Genomic DNA, 16,079 nt, shown 5'->3' with positions numbered 1-16,079 from the left:
TGCATCCTTGAGAGCCTTGTTTGCTGCCTCGAGAGCTGCGAGAGCGTCTGAGTTGTCAACAGCACGCTTCCAAGTGCTCTTACCAATGTTATAGGTAATTCCTGCACTTGCAGAAAGGACACCCGCTGCTGCGTGCATTGTGCCGCTGAGCTGCCTTGAACGGGTGATGATTCCACGAACGTCAATGTTTACTGCCCAGTGATCGTTGATGCGGAAATTGTTGAGGAGACCAGCACCAGTCATAAGAGAAGCCTTATAGTTCTCGATGTCTGGACTTACCATGAAACCTGCGGTCATGTAAGGAACGAGGTTGTAAACGCGAGTCTGCTTGTAGCCCCAGAACTGATTGCTGATGTTCCAGAGGAGATCACCGTGAACGGTGTGATTTCCAAGCTTCTCACCATAATCCTTGTAAGCGAGACCCTGATAGCCGATACGAGCTCCGAACTCAGGAGTGAACCACTTACCAACATTAACGTCAAGAGTAGGAGTAAGACCACCAAAATTCTGATGATCTGACGCGATACCATCAATAACATAGTCGATACCACCACCTACGCTAATGAACCAGTTGTCCCAGAAACCATTGGTTTCATAAGGACCGCGAACGATCTTGCCGTTCGCATCCCTGTTGCCATCTTCCTGAGCGAATGCAGAAACGCTGAGGAGAGCTGCAGAGAAAGCACAAAGGATAACTTTTGAAACTTTCATTTTGGTAACAATTAAAAAATATTAGTATTAAAAACGATTACTTTGAAAGAGCCTGAGCCACGTCTACGGCGCATGCTACGGTGCAACCAACCATAGGGTTGTTACCGATTCCGAGGAAGCCCATCATCTCAACGTGTGCAGGAACTGATGAAGAACCTGCGAACTGAGCGTCTGAGTGCATACGACCCATGGTATCGGTCATACCGTATGATGCAGGACCTGCAGCCATGTTGTCTGGATGGAGGGTACGGCCTGTACCACCACCTGATGCAACAGAGAAGTACTTCTTACCAGCGAGGATACGCTCCTTCTTGTAAGTACCTGCTACAGGATGCTGGAAACGGGTAGGGTTGGTTGAGTTACCGGTGATTGAAACGTCAACGCCTTCCTTCCACATGATAGCAACACCCTCACGTACATCGTCAGCACCGTAGCACTTAACCTTTGCACGAGGACCGTCGCTGTAAGCGATCTCACGAACGACCTTAAGCTCACCAGTGAAGTAGTCGAACTCAGTCTGAACATAAGTGAAGCCATTGATACGAGAGATGATCTGAGCAGCGTCCTTGCCGAGACCGTTGAGGATACAACGGAGAGGCTCCTGACGAACCTTGTCAGCCTTAGCTGCTATCTTGTTAGCACCCTCTGCGGCTGCGAAAGACTCGTGACCTGCGAGGAACGCGAAGCACTTGGTCTCCTCGCTGAGAAGACGAGCTGCGAGGATACCGTGGCCGAGACCAACCTTGCGGGCGTCAGCAACTGAACCAGGGATGCAGAAAGCCTGGAGACCAAGACCGATGTTGGCAGCTGCAGAAACTGCAGACTTGTCACCGGTAGCCTCTGCCTTCTTGATAGCGATAGCTGAACCTACGACGTAAGCCCACTTTGCATTCTCGAAGCAGATAGGCTGGGTAGTCTCGCAAGTCATATATGGATCAAGACCATACTTCTCACAGATTTCGTTTGCCTCCTCGATAGAAGAGATACCTACTTCCTTGAGGGCTGCGAGGACCTGATTGATACGACGGTCCTGGCTTTCGAATTTTACTTCTCTAATCATAGTCTTGTCTCCTTATTCTTTACGTGGGTCAATGTATTTAACTGCACCGGCCTCCTTGGTGAAACGGCCATAGGTTCCTGTAACCTGCTTGAGAGCCTCGTTAGCGTCAACGCCCTTCTTCACAGCGTCCATGAACTTGCCGAGGTGTACGAACTCGTAACCGCAGATCTCATCGTTAGCATCGATAGCGAGAGTCTTGATGTAACCCTCTGCGAGCTCGAGGTAACGAGGACCCTTTGCGAGAGTACCATAGAGAGTACCGACCTGGCTGCGGAGACCCTTACCGAGATCCTCAAGACCAGCGCCTACTGAAAGGCCACCCTCTGAGAAAGCTGACTGGGTACGTCCGTAGACGATCTGGAGGAAGAGCTCACGCATTGCGGTGTTGATTGCATCGCATACGAGGTCAGTGTTGAGAGCCTCGAGGATGGTCTTGCCAGGGAGGATCTCACATGCCATTGCAGCTGAGTGAGTCATACCTGAGCAACCGATAGTCTCGACGAGAGCCTCTACGATCACGCCTTCCTTCACGTTAAGGCTGAGTTTGCAAGCACCCTGCTGAGGAGCGCACCAACCGATACCGTGGGTGAAACCTGAAACGTCGGAGATTTCCTTCGACTTAACCCACTTTCCCTCTTCTGGGATAGGAGCTGGTCCATGGTTAGGACCCTTCTTTACGCAGCACATCTGCTGCACTTCATGTGTGTAAACCATAATTTTTGCTATATGTTTTTAAACTTTTCAGTTCACAATAAACCATAATCACGCAAATATACGAATAATTTTGAAATTCCATCAAATTTGCCTACTTTTACGAAGTAATGAAGTTGAGAATTGAATCAAAATATAAGCCGTCAGGCGACCAGCCGGCGGCTATAGACGGCATCGTCAAGGCCATAGAAGAAGGCGTCGATGCCGTCACGTTACTTGGCGTCACCGGCTCCGGAAAGACCTTCACAATGGCGAACGTCATAGAGAGGCTCCAACGACCGGCGCTGATCCTCAGCCACAACAAGACGCTCGCCGCTCAGCTGTACAGCGAGTTCAAGGCCTTCTTCCCTACCAATGCCGTCGAGTATTTCGTGTCATATTACGACTACTACCAGCCTGAGGCATACATCCCGTCGACCGACACGTATATCGAGAAGGATCTCAGCATAAACGACGAGATAGAAAAGCTTCGTCTGAGCGCCGCATCTTCGCTCCTCTCCGGAAGACGTGATGTCATTGTAATATCAAGTGTTTCATGTCTTTACGGCATAGGAAATCCTGAAGATTTCCATGCACAGACAGTCGTGATCCGCAAGGGTGAGGAGAGGAGTCAGACAAGGCTTCTATATGACCTCGTCGACGCTCTTTACAGCCGTACTGAGACCGACTTCAAGAGGGGCACATTCAGGGTCCGCGGAGACACCGTGGACATCTGCATCGGATATGGAGACAACGCAGTGAGAGTAGAGTTTTTCGGAGACGAAATCGAGAGGATTTCCATCATCGATCCGGCTACCGGAGGATTCATAGACGAACTTGACGAAGTGAGCATATATCCGGCAAATAATTTCGTTACTACGAAGGAGAGAAGCATACGTGCCGTAAGCCAGATCCAGGACGATCTACAGAGTCAGACAAACTTCTTTGAAGAGATTGGTAAATTCCAGGAAGCCAAGCGTTTAAAGCAAAGGGTAGAGTATGATCTCGAGATGATAAAAGAGATGGGATACTGCCCTGGAATTGAGAATTATTCAAGATATTTCGACGGCAGAGACCCCGGTATGAGGCCTTTCTGTCTCATAGATTATTTCCCCGACGATTTCCTTCTTTTCATAGACGAAAGCCACGTTACAATTCCCCAGATCAGGGCCATGTACGGAGGAGATCATTCTCGCAAGGGAGTGCTCGTCGACTATGGTTTCAGGCTTCCATCGGCTGCTGACAACAGACCTCTGAAATTCGAGGAATTCGAGCAGATCACAGGACAGACAGTGTACGTGAGTGCGACGCCTGCAGACTATGAATTGGAGAAATCATGCGGACTCATCGTCGAGCAGATCGTTCGTCCGACCGGACTTCTTGATCCACCTATCGAAGTACGTCCGACGAAGAATCAGGTGGATGACCTCATGGAGGAGATACGGATAAGGGCAGAGAAGGACGAAAGGGTGCTGGTCACCACTCTCACCAAAAGGATGGCAGAGGAACTCGACGGCTACTTCATGAAGATGGGAGTAAGATGCAGGTACATCCATTCCGACGTCGACACCATGGAACGAGTGGAAATAATCAACGACTTCAAGAACGGCCTCTTCGATGTGCTCATCGGCGTCAATCTGCTGAGGGAAGGTCTCGACATTCCAATGGTTTCATTGGTAGCCATTCTTGATGCTGACAAGGAAGGATTCCTTCGTAGCGGAAGAGCACTGACCCAGACTGCGGGACGAGCCGCCCGCAACGTAAACGGCCTTGTGATCATGTATGCCGACACCATCACCCAATCGATGCAGGAGACCATATACGAGACAGACAGAAGGCGTGCTAAACAAATGGAATACAACAAGTTGCACAATATCACGCCAACACAGGTCGGAGCACATCCTACCAGCCCTGTACTCGCTCGTCAGACTGGAGGAAAAGTCACCGCCGCCAACTCATACGACGACCCGTTCTACATCCCTGACCCTAGCGATCTGGGTCGAGGTTCAGTTACGGTAGGGCTCGGCCACGACTCCAAGAGAGAGAGCAATTCCGCCTTCGTGGACGGCTATATCACGGCAGATCTTGCCGCTGTCCTCCAGGATCCTGTAATCCGCTCGATGACACGTCCTCAGGTCGAAAAGGCTGCAGAAAATGCAAAGAAAAACATGAACAAGGCTGCAGCGGAACTCGACTTCACCGCAGCAGCGAAATACAGGGACGAGATGTGGGCTCTCCAGGAATATCTCAAGGTCTGGAAGTCCTGATTTTTTACTATTTTTGCATAAAACGGCCTCATGGACAGCAATCTATTCACGAATTTCGATGCTGCCGGTCAGGAACTGGTGGCAAAAGCATACGACTTCGCGGCATCCGCACTTGAAGGACAGCTGCGTGGTAACGGACAACCATTCATAGAGCATCCCCTCGCAGTAGCCAAGATTGCCGCTGACGAAATCGGACTACCTGCAGAGTGTCTGGCAGCTGTGTTCCTGCATGAAGCCACGAGGTTCAACGGCGTGGAAGGACGTCAGGAGGTCATCATTCCTGCCGGCATGTTCAGCAAGGAAGTCCTCACGATGGTGGATGGTCTGAACAAGATTGCAACCATCAATCCAAAGGACACCCGCCTCGAGGCTGAGAACTACAAGAAACTCATCGTATCATACTCAACCGACCCGAGAGTCACTGTCCTCAAGCTTGCAGACCGCCTCGAGATAATGCGATCCCTTGACATATTCCCCAAGGCATCCAGAGAGCGAAAGATACTTGAGACATTGATGTTGTATATTCCACTAGCCCATCAGCTCGGCCTCTACAACATGAAGAGCGAGATGGAGGACATATATTTCAAATTCGCTGAACCTGAACAGTATAGGGCCATTACGAATAGACTCAGGGCGACGGAACCGGACAGGCAGAAAATCACGACGCAGTTCATTGAACCGCTCAAGGCATCACTGCTTGAAGCGGGCATCAGATACAAGTTGAAGGCACGTACGAAAACGGCTTTCTCCATCTGGAAAAAGATGCAGAAGCAGAAGGTAGACTTCGACGGAGTCTTCGACGTGTTTGCCATCAGGTTCATCATCGACAGCGATGAGTGCACCACTGCCGAGGCTGAAGGCCTTAATGGAATAGATCGCGAACATGCCCTCTGCTGGAAGGTATTCTCTTATGTGACAGAGAAATACACATCAGACACGAAAAGACTTCGCGACTGGATATCCAACCCAAAGCCAAATGGTTATGAATCACTTCACATCACCGTCAAGAACGATGATGGCGCTGCGATCGAAGTTCAGATCAGGACCAAAAGGATGGACGACCTCGCAGAGAACGGACTTGCCTCACACTGGTCATACAAGGGCATCAAGAGGCAGGCAGCCCTCGACAGCTGGCTTTCTGCTGTAAGATATTCACTTGAACACGGAAAGACCGACACCCTCTCCCCTCCTGACCAGGAAGGTGACGATGACATTCCTGTTCTCTCAAGCAAGGAGATTTTCGTATTCACTCCTACCGGCGAGCTTCGCAAGCTCTCCGCTGGAGCCACTCTTCTTGACTTCGCATTTGACATACATAGCAATCTCGGAGTCAAGTGTACCGGAGGTAGAATAAACGGCAAGGCCGTATCTATCAGGGAAAAGCTCCATACTGGAGACTATGTCGAGATCATGAGCGGAAAGAACCAGAAGCCTTCGGCAGACTGGCTCAACTTCGTCACAACGACCAAGGCCCGCAACAAGATACGCCAGAAGCTCAAGGAAGCCGAATATGAGAAGGCTGCAGCAGGAAAGGAGATACTTGAAAGGAGATTGAAGAACTGGAAGTTGGAGTTCCCTGACGACGATCTCGCCGCTATGGTGAAGAAGCATCAGATGAAGAATGCCAACGAGTTCTTTGCTGCTATCGGAGAAGGAATCATAGATGTCTCTGAGGTCAAGGACCACCTGCAGAACAAGGCTTCTGCAGCAGAAAGGGAGGCTCAGGAAGACGAGAAGAAGATTTCCGCAACCACTCTTCTCTCCCAGAGAAGTAGCGATGACATTCTTGTGATAGACGCAAAGAACGTCAAGAATCTCGATTACAGGATGGCTAAATGCTGCAACCCGGTATTCGGAGATGACGTATTCGGTTTCGTTACGATCAAAGAGGGAGTCAAGATCCACAGGATGTCCTGTCCTAATGCTGCAAGGCTCATAGATATGTATCCATACAGGATCCAGAAGGTAAAGTGGAGCACAAGCCCGAGCACAAACACCTTCCAGACGACCCTGAAGCTTGTCACAGCACAGGAGCCATCCGTGATCAACGACATCATGAGTGTAATCGGCATATTTAAGGCATCCGTACGCTCACTGAACGTAGCCGACGACGATAGACACGGGACACAGATCATAACACTCAAGATCTCAGTTTCCGGCAGTTCAGAGCTCGACAAGGTCATCTCGCAGCTGCGTATCATCAAGAACGTCTCGCACGTTTCCCGAATCTAATTTTCAAGAAGCTAAAGAGGAGGCTTACCCAAAAAGTCGGCCTCCTCTTATTTCTAATAGATCAGGTCGAAATCATCGACCCAGAGAGTCGTCTTTGAAGAACCAGTCAGGTAGTCTCCTCGTATGCTGGCAGCACATATCACGATGATATGTGTAGGCTTTCTGGTAAGAGACCTGTAGTCGATAGGAATCTCAACCTCAACCCAGTCAGTAGACTTGTTGGTGATATACTCGCCGTAACCTATGATGCCAGGAGATTCCTTGGTAAAGTAAATACCCGCAGTGGTATTCACAAGAACAGGAGAGTCCTTGGAACCGCCATAGGTTCTGTAATCCCAGTCTCCGACAGTCGCGATGATGTGGCATCTGTCGTTGTCCCCAAGTCTGACAGGGTCGTCCGGAGGATAGCTACCGATAAGATCGATTATGCCGCTCTCGTACTTCATCTTGAAACGAAGCGCCTTTGGTCGTGTTGACCATGGACGTCCATAGTTCACCTTACCACCGGTAGTACCAACGAGGCCGGAGAACTGTCCTGTGAAGATATTTCCACATGCAAGAAGACCTGCGAATGATTTCGACTCGCATCGTACGCAATAACGCCCATCCTGGGCCTCAGCTTCATCTGGATAGGTCAAGGTGATACCAAGGCTCGAAGTACCATTGATACCGTCAGGACCTTCACCGTTACCGGTTCCCCAGAACATATACCTGCCGTCCTCGTTCGGTGCCAGAGGATCGAACCACTTGTAATAGCTGTAACCGGTCACGAGACTGACATTATCAAGACTATGGTTTGGAAGAGGGGTTGCAGGATCCGTCATGAAAACTTCGACCGTAGTATCTTCCTTGCCACTGAAAGCATAGCATTCATACTCTGTGTCCGGTTCAAGGTCATGTATATGCGCAGTGAATTCTCCACCGTTTGACGTTATATCAGACTCGGCAACATCAATCCATGCCTGAGTACCGGTCTTACGGTACTTGAAGCCGTTCGTAACTCCAGCGACGCCGTCAGCTGTAATATATACTTCTCTTGTCCACGGGTTGATATTCTTTATATTCACGCTCGCATCAGAGTGCTCGACATATATCTTCCACCTCTCTGTCGTATCGAAGTAAGTCACATCAAGCTCCACGTAAGAAGTGAAGTCCTTTATCTGGGACATCTCCAACGAATAGCTGGTCACATCAGCCGGACCGAGCTTGAGAGAGGTAATCTCGACGGAGCTGAGTATCACGGAATTCCTCACATAGGCAATCACCCTTCGGTTCACGACATCGAAATGAGAAGAGCCTATCTGTCCCTTCACTGTGAAGTTCCTCTCGACATCCTTGGTCGCTGAGATGGTCCAGTCATAGTCCTGATAGGTTGACAAGGTGACAGTCAACGGATCGGTGAGGTCATGCACGCCAACCAATGGTTCAGACACTTTGGTAATCTCTTCATCCAAGGCAAAGCTTCTGATATTGACCTTGCGCGGGTCCGTCTGCTCCTCGAGAGCAATAGTCACAGTCCTTCCATCCATGCTGAGGCTCACGGATCTTGCGCCATCCACCTCCATGGAAGTAATATGAGGAACGATCACAGGATACGGGATGTCATTCTTGATACAGCCAGCAAAAACTGCCAGCGACGACAATATGATCAATATTCTCTTCATGCTACAGATGGATTGAGAGGCCGAAATTAAGGGCCAGAAGGTTCAACTTCGTCTGAGCACGAAAGAAATTCCTCGTGCCGCTCACCTGACCGTCGTTGTATGCGACGGAATGATTATACGAGATGTCCGCCAGGCTGAGAGCCACGTAGACAGAAACCGTATTCATAGGGAAATAGATTACGCCAGGACTAAAGTTCAGGCTGAGCTTGTCATTCAGGACATATGCATCACTAGGATCTCCCATATAAGAAATTGTCTTGGACCTGGTATAACCGAGGGAAGCATCCATGAACAAGCCTATCCTACCCCTGTTGTCAAGACCCAGATATGACCTGTTGTAGACATGTCCACCGTAAGAACGAGTACGCGCATGGATGTCGTTCACCTCAGTACTGAAGTTACCGAGCAAATCAAGAGTCGCAGCATCAACCACGGCATTGGCCGAAGTGTACTGGAATCTGAAACCGATTGACTGGTTGTCCATGTAAGTATATGCCACATTAGGGGCAAGCCTGAGCACTGACGCTCCTGCATTGGTGTCATTGAGCAGGAGCAAGAACTCACTGTCCTTAGCCGACACATCCATATAGGCTATGGTTGCGCCAAGCTGCCACTCTCCCCTAGGAGCAATGACGAAAGACTTGAGACTGCGCTTGCTGTGCTTGGTCGTATCGTGCTGCACCGGAGCACCGAGTACGACGGTCTGTCGAACGCTCTTGGCATCCCTACCCTGCGCATGAGCAGTTGTCATCGCAAGAATGAGCGCGAGGCCCATCATCATGAATCTAAGCTTCTTCATACGCATTTAGAGATAATAGCAGAGGCCAAGACTGATGCTGGCCAGATTGACCATGAAACTTGCTGCAGCTGCATCTGTAGAGCCCTGTGAGACCTGATTATGTACCTGGTCGGACCAGCCATAGCTGATACCGAGCATTCCAAGACTGAGTTCCATCGCCAGATGATTGGTAAGGAAGGCAGTGAATCCAGGGTTCACACCAAAGAAGATCTTATACTTCTCGACAAAGCTTCCTTTGACGACGGAGTTGATATCCACGGTATTCTTCGACTGGGAAAAAGACGCTCCAAGATTGAGTTCTGCAAACATTGAGAAACGTCCTCCAGGGCCCAGAGGGATATAAGGGCGGAAAAGGATCATTCCCGTATAGCTCTGGGAGAGCCTGAAATAATCCTGAACGTTCATCGATATCTCAGAAACTGAGAGATTGGCCGACTCGAGGTCGAAGTGGCTTCTATTGTATGAGAACCTAGCACCGAGTCCCATGTTGTCCTTCACCATGTAGAGGAAAGACGGGCTCGCTGAAATCGTGCTGCCGGCGGAATTGATTCCGTTGATGACGAGCACGCTGTAATCATTCATTCGGTGGTGTGAATAACGAACGTTGCCACCGAGCATGAAACTCCCCTTCGGCGCAAATACCGTAGAGATTGAGTTCAAGTTCTCATAGCCACGATCATAACGCTGAGCCTGGGCACCGGTGGCACCCAGGATCAACATCATGCTTATGACTATAATTCTACGCATTGTTAGTGTTTATTCATAGATAAGTTCCACGCCATCAAGCCAAAGCTTTGACTTGTCGCTGCCGGAGAAGTAGTCTCCGTACATTGATGTGGCACCCGAAATAACGATATGGGTAGGATACTCTGTCTCCGTATGATACTGGAGAGGAATGGTGACCTGACGCCACTGAGATGTCTCAGCATCCACGATTTCGCCCGAATTTATCTGCTGGCGGCCCTCGCCGTAGAGGATAAGTTCAGCATCCGCGATTGTCGAAGGATCGGTCCTGTAATCCACGAACGTCTTGGCATCGGTCGTATTGACGAGTATAGGGCAATCCTTATCGCCGCCATAGGTCTTGTAGTTCCATGTTCCGATGGCTATCTTGAGATTTGCACGGTCATAATCATTCTTGGTAAGGTTTGCACCCTCCGGAAGAGATCCGAGGATGTTCACCTTATCGGTAGTATACTTGATCCACAGGCGGATTGCAGTAGGACGGCTGGTCCATGGACGGCCGAAACATACCTTACCACCAGAAGTACCGACGAGACCGGCGAAATGTCCTGTGAAGATATTACCGGCAGCGAGCATACCGAGGATGGATCCTGACTGCGCACGTACTGACCTCTCGCCATCCATGTGCTCGGTCTCATCCACATAGGTGATGACCATACCCATGCTGGCAGAACCCCTGACACCTTCATTACCCTCACCGTTACCGGATCCCCAGAACTGGGTAGTCGCACCAGGAACGCCACAAGATGGGTCATACCACTTGTAGTAGCTTGCACCTGAGACGAGGCTCACGTATTCGAAGCTTGGGTTAGGGACGTTAGGACTAGCCTCAGTTGTGAAAGTCTTTGACTCACCCTGCTCCTCGCCTGCAATGACGAGCTTGTATGTATACTCGGTAGAACCTGTGAGACCCTTGAGAACTGCACTGTATGATCCTTCTGAATTGCGTACGGCATCGACATAAGTCCAATTCTCGCCGTCAGCAGAGTATGCGAACTTGATCGCGGTTGGATCACTGAACTCGCTCTCGTCCACGTCGGCATGCACGGTAGCATGGCCGGCCCAGATCTCGTAGATGCTTGAAGCCGCCAAGCCAGTAGAAACTGACTCGAAGACGATCACATCATCGACGATGTCCGTACCATAGTCAACAAGGAGAGAAAGACCGAGAAGACCGTCCTTGATGGTATAGACGAGATTCATAGTGTAGAGTTTGCCAGGTTCAAGGTTCTCGATCACGCCACTCTTGGTGAAAGAGCTGCCGTCCTTGGCAAGAGTACCGCTGAAGGTCCATGAGAACGAAGGCTCATCGACATCTGCAATGATGAAATATCCCTCATTGCCAGACTTGTTGGCATCATAGACGAGCTGAGTTGAAGCATCAGCAGCATCGAGACCGATGGTAAGCGAGTAGCCGGCGTTGAAATTCTCGGCGACGGTAGGGTCAAAATTAAGCTTGGTGACTGCGTTGCAGACTCCTGCTGCAACCTGGACAGTTGAATTCTGTCCTGCGACGATAGTGAACTCCTTGGACCCAGAGTAGCTCTTCTGATCCCAAGAAGCAACTGCAGGTGATGACTTCACCGCCTCACCGGCGAGCACGTCAACACGATAGGAATCGGCAGGAAGATATATTGTAGCAGGCGCATCAGCATAGGTATACTGGCGCACGAGGCCGCTGAAATCAGCCATGTAGATCTTGACCGAAGCTGATTTGACGAGCTCGTCAGAGCTCATAGCAGCCTTGGTCACGGATGGAAGCTGGACGCTGAGAGTGAGGCTGCCCTCGCCCTTCTCGCCATTGTTCCTGATATCCTTTGAGCAGGAAGCAGCCAACACAGTTGCGGCTGTGAGCATCATAACGTATGTGAGTTTTCTCATTTCCTTTTCCTCCTATACGCTACTTAACGATCATAATTACAGGAATAGAGTTCCTGCAACCCTGCTGGTCTGTAATATTCATGCAGAAGTTATGCTCACCTGGGTAAATGGTGATAGCCTCCTGTGCAGCGCTGAGTTCGAATGAGAGCTCGGTCTGGCCCAAGAGTTCTGCGCCATGAGGGAACGGAACCACCTGGAAGATGATCGCATTGTCCTCTGAAGGGTTGATAAGGTCGAGATGCTCTGCTGATGCTGCCTGAACTGCAGAAACGAAAGCCTCGTTAGTCGAGGTGATGTCCACGCTGAACTTCTTCACGCCGTTAGGAACGACTGCCTTGAGGACGAGTTTGATCTTCCTCTCTGACATCTGTGGCATGACAAGGTTGGTAAGGTCAGTGAACTCGGTGTCACAACCATTCTCATAGTCGAAGAGGAGACGGATGTCGCCGTCACCCTTAGGAGCATTAGGATCACCTCCGATGATGTCCTGAAGACCTGCGAGATTATTGCTGAGCTCCTCGTCATCGATCATGTCATTGATAACGACATCGAATGTTGCATTACCTTCCTCATCAACCTTCTTGATGAACTTTACCTGACGCCACTGCTTTGCAGCAATACCGGTGAAGGTCTTGGTCATCTTCTGGCTGCGGCCCTCGATATTACCCTTGAAGGTAACCTCCATGGTAGTGTTGGCGCCGTTGTTTACTGCGAAATAGCCTGCGCCATGCTCGTATGATGCAGAGCCGTTTGCATAGCCCATCTCATAGCTGAGAGGATAGCCTGAGGTAACCTCGACAGTAGCTGCGCCTTCGCCAGTCACCATTGCGAGGAAATCGTCGCTATAGCTGACGGTGACCTTGCACTGAAGAAGGCTGCAGGTGATGTTTCCGAGATTGGTGGTCTCGCCGGCCACGATGTTGAACGTGGTAGAAGCGCCATAAATAGGCTGCTCGAACTCTGCTACAGGGACGGCGTCCTCGGATGATCGTGCCTCGAGAGTATATTTTCCTGCAGGAAGCGAAAGGGTGTTGTCAGCGCCCTTCACAGCTGCATAGGTAGTATTGAGAACAACATCGCCATTCTCATCAGAAACGAGGATGGTGTAGTTTCCGCTGGCTGGAGATACAGCCTTGGTCTCCACATAGTCATCACACTCGAGGCTGAGTGAGTCAAAAGAAAGGGTACCCTGTCCCTTAGCTGGCTTGACTGGCTCGCATGATACGATTGAGAGTGCTGCGGCAACCGCAGATATGATGGTAATAATCTTTTTCATCATGATTCTTCCTTCTTCTAGTCATTAAGTTCAATGTCACCGAGCGAGACTGTCTCAACGGTGTCGTTGAAAGTTATTGTGACGGTTACGCCTGCGACGTTGTCCACGTCAAACTTGACGGTATAACAGGTCTTAGGCTCAAGATTGATGTATTCCTTAGAGAATGACTGCTGCTTTCCTCCCTGAGTAGTAAGCTCTCCTGCAATGGTGAACTTGAAGGCATCCACGAAAGCTGCGCGAGTTTCACCCTTCGCGAAGTCGATCCTGGTACCGTTACCGGTGGTCACGGAGAAAGAGTAGTCTGTAAAGAAATTCTTGAATGAGTCAGAGCAGCTCACCTTCACCAGGGTATTGCCGAGCTGTACAGGAATGCTCACCTGGGCGGTGTTGCCACCGACCACAGAGAATGTGGACGTTCCTGTGAAATAAGGCTTGTCGAATCCCTCGATACCTTCCTCGCCATAGCTGGCGGTAACCGAATAATTGCCTACGTTGAGCGCGGTAGAAGCGTCCCATGCTGAAACAGGGCCGTTCCATACCAAGGCATTGTCTGAATCCTTGACAGAGATGTTGAAGGAAGCCGATGCCGGAAGAACGGTGTAGTCCGAAACCTTTCCCTTAGTGACCTCGGTCACCTCCTCGTTGCTTGTGACTGCAAATCTCACAGATCCGACTTTGCCGTTCTCCTTGGAGCATGACGCCATAAGGAGCGCTAAAGCAATGATTGCAATTCTGTTTAATTTCATGAGTCTTGGGGTTAAAAATCTAATTCTACTTTATTCTTTGTTATTGGGCTATGCTGACCCGGATGTTGTCCAGGTATAGATAGTAAACACAGTTTGCCGCTATATGCGAGCTGGTTCTCGCCGTACATGCGAAGAACACGAACCTTGTATTCTGGTTCACGCCATCCACGACATGCGAAATATGCGACAAGTTCGATATGTCCTCTGACCTCCTCTGAGGTGAGTTATATATGAGATTGATGTTATTGTCAATATCGTTATAGTTCAATCCGGCAATAGCAGATCCGACTGGCTGTTCATGCGTTCCGAGCTTATAGAAGGCCATGTCGCTGTTTGAATCATCATAGCTCATTCCTGCCGGCACATAGAAAGCATTGTCATACTCGAGCTTCACGGAAACGGACACGCCCGGCTTGATGTAAGACAAGGCCGGAGTATCGAGACGACCGCAATAGCGTCCTACGACCCATGCACCTGACTGGTAACGGCAGTTGATTCGGATTGCATCCCCGCCGATGATCTTGTACCTCGCAGCATTCCATCCGGCCATTGGCATAAATTCATCAAGGAGATGTCCTCCGAGGTTCATGTCGCTGCTTGCTCCAGCCGAATAGCTGTCATTTGCCTCAGAATCAAGAGCATTGTCGAAATCCTCATAGATGAGGTAAGGCACCTCGCCGAGCTCAAGTCTAGCGACGTTGTCATCAATCACTATATCCGCTGCATCAAGATTCTTCTCGACGATTGCATGATCTGTCTCGAACACGAGCTTCGCAGTTCCTCCCTTCACGGCATTACAGATGGAAAGATATCCAGACTCGCCCGAGTCACCGAGAAATTCCTCGAAGATCTTGATGTTGCTGTACTTACCCTCTTCATTGAGATAAGAATAGACCTCATTCTCGCCATCGACTATAGAAATCTTGCGAACGGTCTCACCAATATTGTTCAGGCCCATGGCCATCACCACCCTGAAGAACTTTTCCTTGGTTGTAGGAACAAGTCTGACCGGAGTCGAATGGCCAGGAAGGAAACTTCTGCCAGAAAGAGAAATAGGTGCCACGCCGAACTTGTATGACTTGGAATACGCAGTCAGCTGCATGTAGTCATCTTCACCATAGCTGCTACCGTCGGTATACATAGCCATGATTGCATACTCCTTCGAAGTACCCGTGGATACGGATATCGGCTGAGCCATCTCGATCATCACGGAATTTGTTCCGTCAACGATGGTGGCTGCTGCGTCTGGATCCGCAAGGTCGGCATTCACGGTTCCTGCAATGGCCTTCGGCATGGTGACGAAGATATCCCTGACCGACTCCCCTTCCATGTCCGTACCTTCCGGAACATAGAACCTGAGATGGTGAAGGATATGGTTCATGCTGAGCCTCATCGTCGAATGGTCGTCCGGCTTCGGAATCTCAGTGAGCGGTCCATGCATTACAGGATCGGCAATCATGATATCCGATCCACCGGAAGCTCTTCCATCCTGTTCATCGGAAAGATCGAAGCTGGCTATGGTGCCCTGCACGTTCTTCGGTACTGGATAGGCAGCCATGTAAAGATACCTGTCCTCAGCCATAGGAGCGTCAAGCGTTGCAGTGAAGACTCCTGTCGAGCCTCCTACACCATACACACCGAAGACCTTCCTCGAAAGAGTATATGTATCAGATGAATTCTTGGCCCAAACGGCCATCTTGTCGCCGCTTTCCCAGGCCGCAGTAAGGCCGTTTTCACCAATGACGGTACGGGTGACGACTCCGCCGGCATAGAACCCGACGGTAAGTTGGTTAGTCTCAGGCGAACGGGGCTGGTCGTGCTGACAAGACGCCAAAAGCGTCAAGCCTGCAAATAGCCCAATCAAATTCGCAATCTTTTTCAAAATGCGTCTCACGAAAACCTGGTTAAGAATCGTAAATAATCATGCAAAGATAACAATTATAAACTTATAACCAAAAATCCGCCTTTTGGGGGATTTTCCGTATATTTGCATGATTTCCCCCAAGATT

Annotated in this window: 11 protein-coding genes and 1 pseudogene; 2 read left to right on the top strand and 10 right to left on the bottom strand. The window is 50.0% G+C overall.

The features are described 5' to 3' along the window. From AC06ND_RS07845 to AC06ND_RS07835, 3 genes and pseudogenes are all read right to left on the bottom strand, one after another. Nucleotides 1–711, bottom strand: a pseudogene (locus tag AC06ND_RS07845) (hypothetical protein); the annotation flags it as partial. A gap of 37 nt (nucleotides 712–748) precedes the next feature. Beyond that, nucleotides 749–1,771 (bottom strand): GGGtGRT protein, encoded by a 1,023-nt coding sequence (locus AC06ND_RS07840; RefSeq protein WP_475678431.1) that lies wholly within the window; start codon nucleotides 1,769–1,771, stop codon nucleotides 749–751. 12 nt (nucleotides 1,772–1,783) lie between these two features. Next, complete coding sequence (locus tag AC06ND_RS07835; RefSeq protein WP_475678430.1) at nucleotides 1,784–2,485, bottom strand: iron-sulfur cluster assembly scaffold protein; 702 nt, start codon at nucleotides 2,483–2,485, stop codon at nucleotides 1,784–1,786. Nucleotides 2,486–2,592: 107 nt separating this feature from the next. On the opposite strand from AC06ND_RS07835, the gene uvrB reads away from it, so the two are divergent. Both uvrB and AC06ND_RS07825 read left to right on the top strand, forming a co-directional pair. Continuing rightward, complete coding sequence (gene uvrB / locus AC06ND_RS07830) at nucleotides 2,593–4,728, top strand: excinuclease ABC subunit UvrB (RefSeq protein WP_475678429.1); 2,136 nt, start codon at nucleotides 2,593–2,595, stop codon at nucleotides 4,726–4,728. Between the two features lie 30 nt (nucleotides 4,729–4,758). Continuing rightward, nucleotides 4,759–6,960 (top strand): RelA/SpoT family protein, encoded by a 2,202-nt coding sequence (locus AC06ND_RS07825; protein ID WP_475678428.1) that lies wholly within the window; start codon nucleotides 4,759–4,761, stop codon nucleotides 6,958–6,960. Nucleotides 6,961–7,013: 53 nt separating this feature from the next. Here AC06ND_RS07825 and AC06ND_RS07820 read toward each other — a convergent pair whose 3' ends face one another. Genes AC06ND_RS07820 through AC06ND_RS07790 form a run of 7 tightly spaced genes read right to left on the bottom strand, consistent with a single transcriptional unit; the run spans nucleotide 7,014 to nucleotide 15,904 of the window. Further along, complete coding sequence (locus AC06ND_RS07820) at nucleotides 7,014–8,624, bottom strand: PCMD domain-containing protein (RefSeq protein ID WP_475678427.1); 1,611 nt, start codon at nucleotides 8,622–8,624, stop codon at nucleotides 7,014–7,016. Nucleotide 8,625: 1 nt separating this feature from the next. Further along, the gene (locus AC06ND_RS07815) at nucleotides 8,626–9,423 is read right to left on the bottom strand and encodes a hypothetical protein (RefSeq protein WP_475678426.1); all 798 of its coding nucleotides are present in this window, start codon (nucleotides 9,421–9,423) and stop codon (nucleotides 8,626–8,628) included. Between the two features lie 6 nt (nucleotides 9,424–9,429). After that, nucleotides 9,430–10,146 carry a hypothetical protein gene (locus AC06ND_RS07810; protein WP_475678425.1) on the bottom strand — a complete coding sequence of 239 codons (717 nt, stop codon included), beginning with the start codon at nucleotides 10,144–10,146 and terminating at the stop codon, nucleotides 9,430–9,432. A gap of 33 nt (nucleotides 10,147–10,179) precedes the next feature. Continuing rightward, the gene (locus AC06ND_RS07805; RefSeq protein ID WP_475678424.1) at nucleotides 10,180–12,048 is read right to left on the bottom strand and encodes a DUF4493 domain-containing protein; all 1,869 of its coding nucleotides are present in this window, start codon (nucleotides 12,046–12,048) and stop codon (nucleotides 10,180–10,182) included. A 19-nt stretch (nucleotides 12,049–12,067) separates the two neighbouring features. After that, on the bottom strand, nucleotides 12,068–13,324 hold the full coding sequence (locus AC06ND_RS07800) for a DUF4493 domain-containing protein (RefSeq protein ID WP_475678423.1): 1,257 nt from the start codon (nucleotides 13,322–13,324) through the stop codon (nucleotides 12,068–12,070). Nucleotides 13,325–13,341: 17 nt separating this feature from the next. Beyond that, a complete protein-coding gene (locus tag AC06ND_RS07795; RefSeq protein WP_475678422.1) occupies nucleotides 13,342–14,070 on the bottom strand; it encodes a DUF4493 domain-containing protein in 729 nt (242 codons plus the stop codon). A 40-nt stretch (nucleotides 14,071–14,110) separates the two neighbouring features. Next, nucleotides 14,111–15,904 (bottom strand): fimbrillin family protein, encoded by a 1,794-nt coding sequence (locus tag AC06ND_RS07790; RefSeq protein WP_475678421.1) that lies wholly within the window; start codon nucleotides 15,902–15,904, stop codon nucleotides 14,111–14,113. Nucleotides 15,905–16,079 lie beyond the last annotated feature (175 nt).

The sequence above is a fragment of the Candidatus Cryptobacteroides sp. genome, assembly GCF_056207615.1.
The sequence above is the reverse complement of the archived record's forward strand: the minus strand, read 5'-3'. Positions and strand labels throughout refer to the sequence as shown.

Coding starts and splice junctions, on each gene's coding strand:
- AC06ND_RS07840 (WP_475678431.1), bottom strand. CDS start 1,771: ATGATTAGAGAAGTAAAATTCGAAAGCCAGGACCGTCGTATCAATCAG.
- AC06ND_RS07835 (WP_475678430.1), bottom strand. CDS start 2,485: ATGGTTTACACACATGAAGTGCAGCAGATGTGCTGCGTAAAGAAGGGT.
- uvrB (WP_475678429.1), top strand. CDS start 2,593: ATGAAGTTGAGAATTGAATCAAAATATAAGCCGTCAGGCGACCAGCCG.
- AC06ND_RS07825 (WP_475678428.1), top strand. CDS start 4,759: ATGGACAGCAATCTATTCACGAATTTCGATGCTGCCGGTCAGGAACTG.
- AC06ND_RS07820 (WP_475678427.1), bottom strand. CDS start 8,624: ATGAAGAGAATATTGATCATATTGTCGTCGCTGGCAGTTTTTGCTGGC.
- AC06ND_RS07815 (WP_475678426.1), bottom strand. CDS start 9,423: ATGAAGAAGCTTAGATTCATGATGATGGGCCTCGCGCTCATTCTTGCG.
- AC06ND_RS07810 (WP_475678425.1), bottom strand. CDS start 10,146: ATGATGTTGATCCTGGGTGCCACCGGTGCCCAGGCTCAGCGTTATGAT.
- AC06ND_RS07805 (WP_475678424.1), bottom strand. CDS start 12,048: ATGAGAAAACTCACATACGTTATGATGCTCACAGCCGCAACTGTGTTG.
- AC06ND_RS07800 (WP_475678423.1), bottom strand. CDS start 13,324: ATGAAAAAGATTATTACCATCATATCTGCGGTTGCCGCAGCACTCTCA.
- AC06ND_RS07795 (WP_475678422.1), bottom strand. CDS start 14,070: ATGAAATTAAACAGAATTGCAATCATTGCTTTAGCGCTCCTTATGGCG.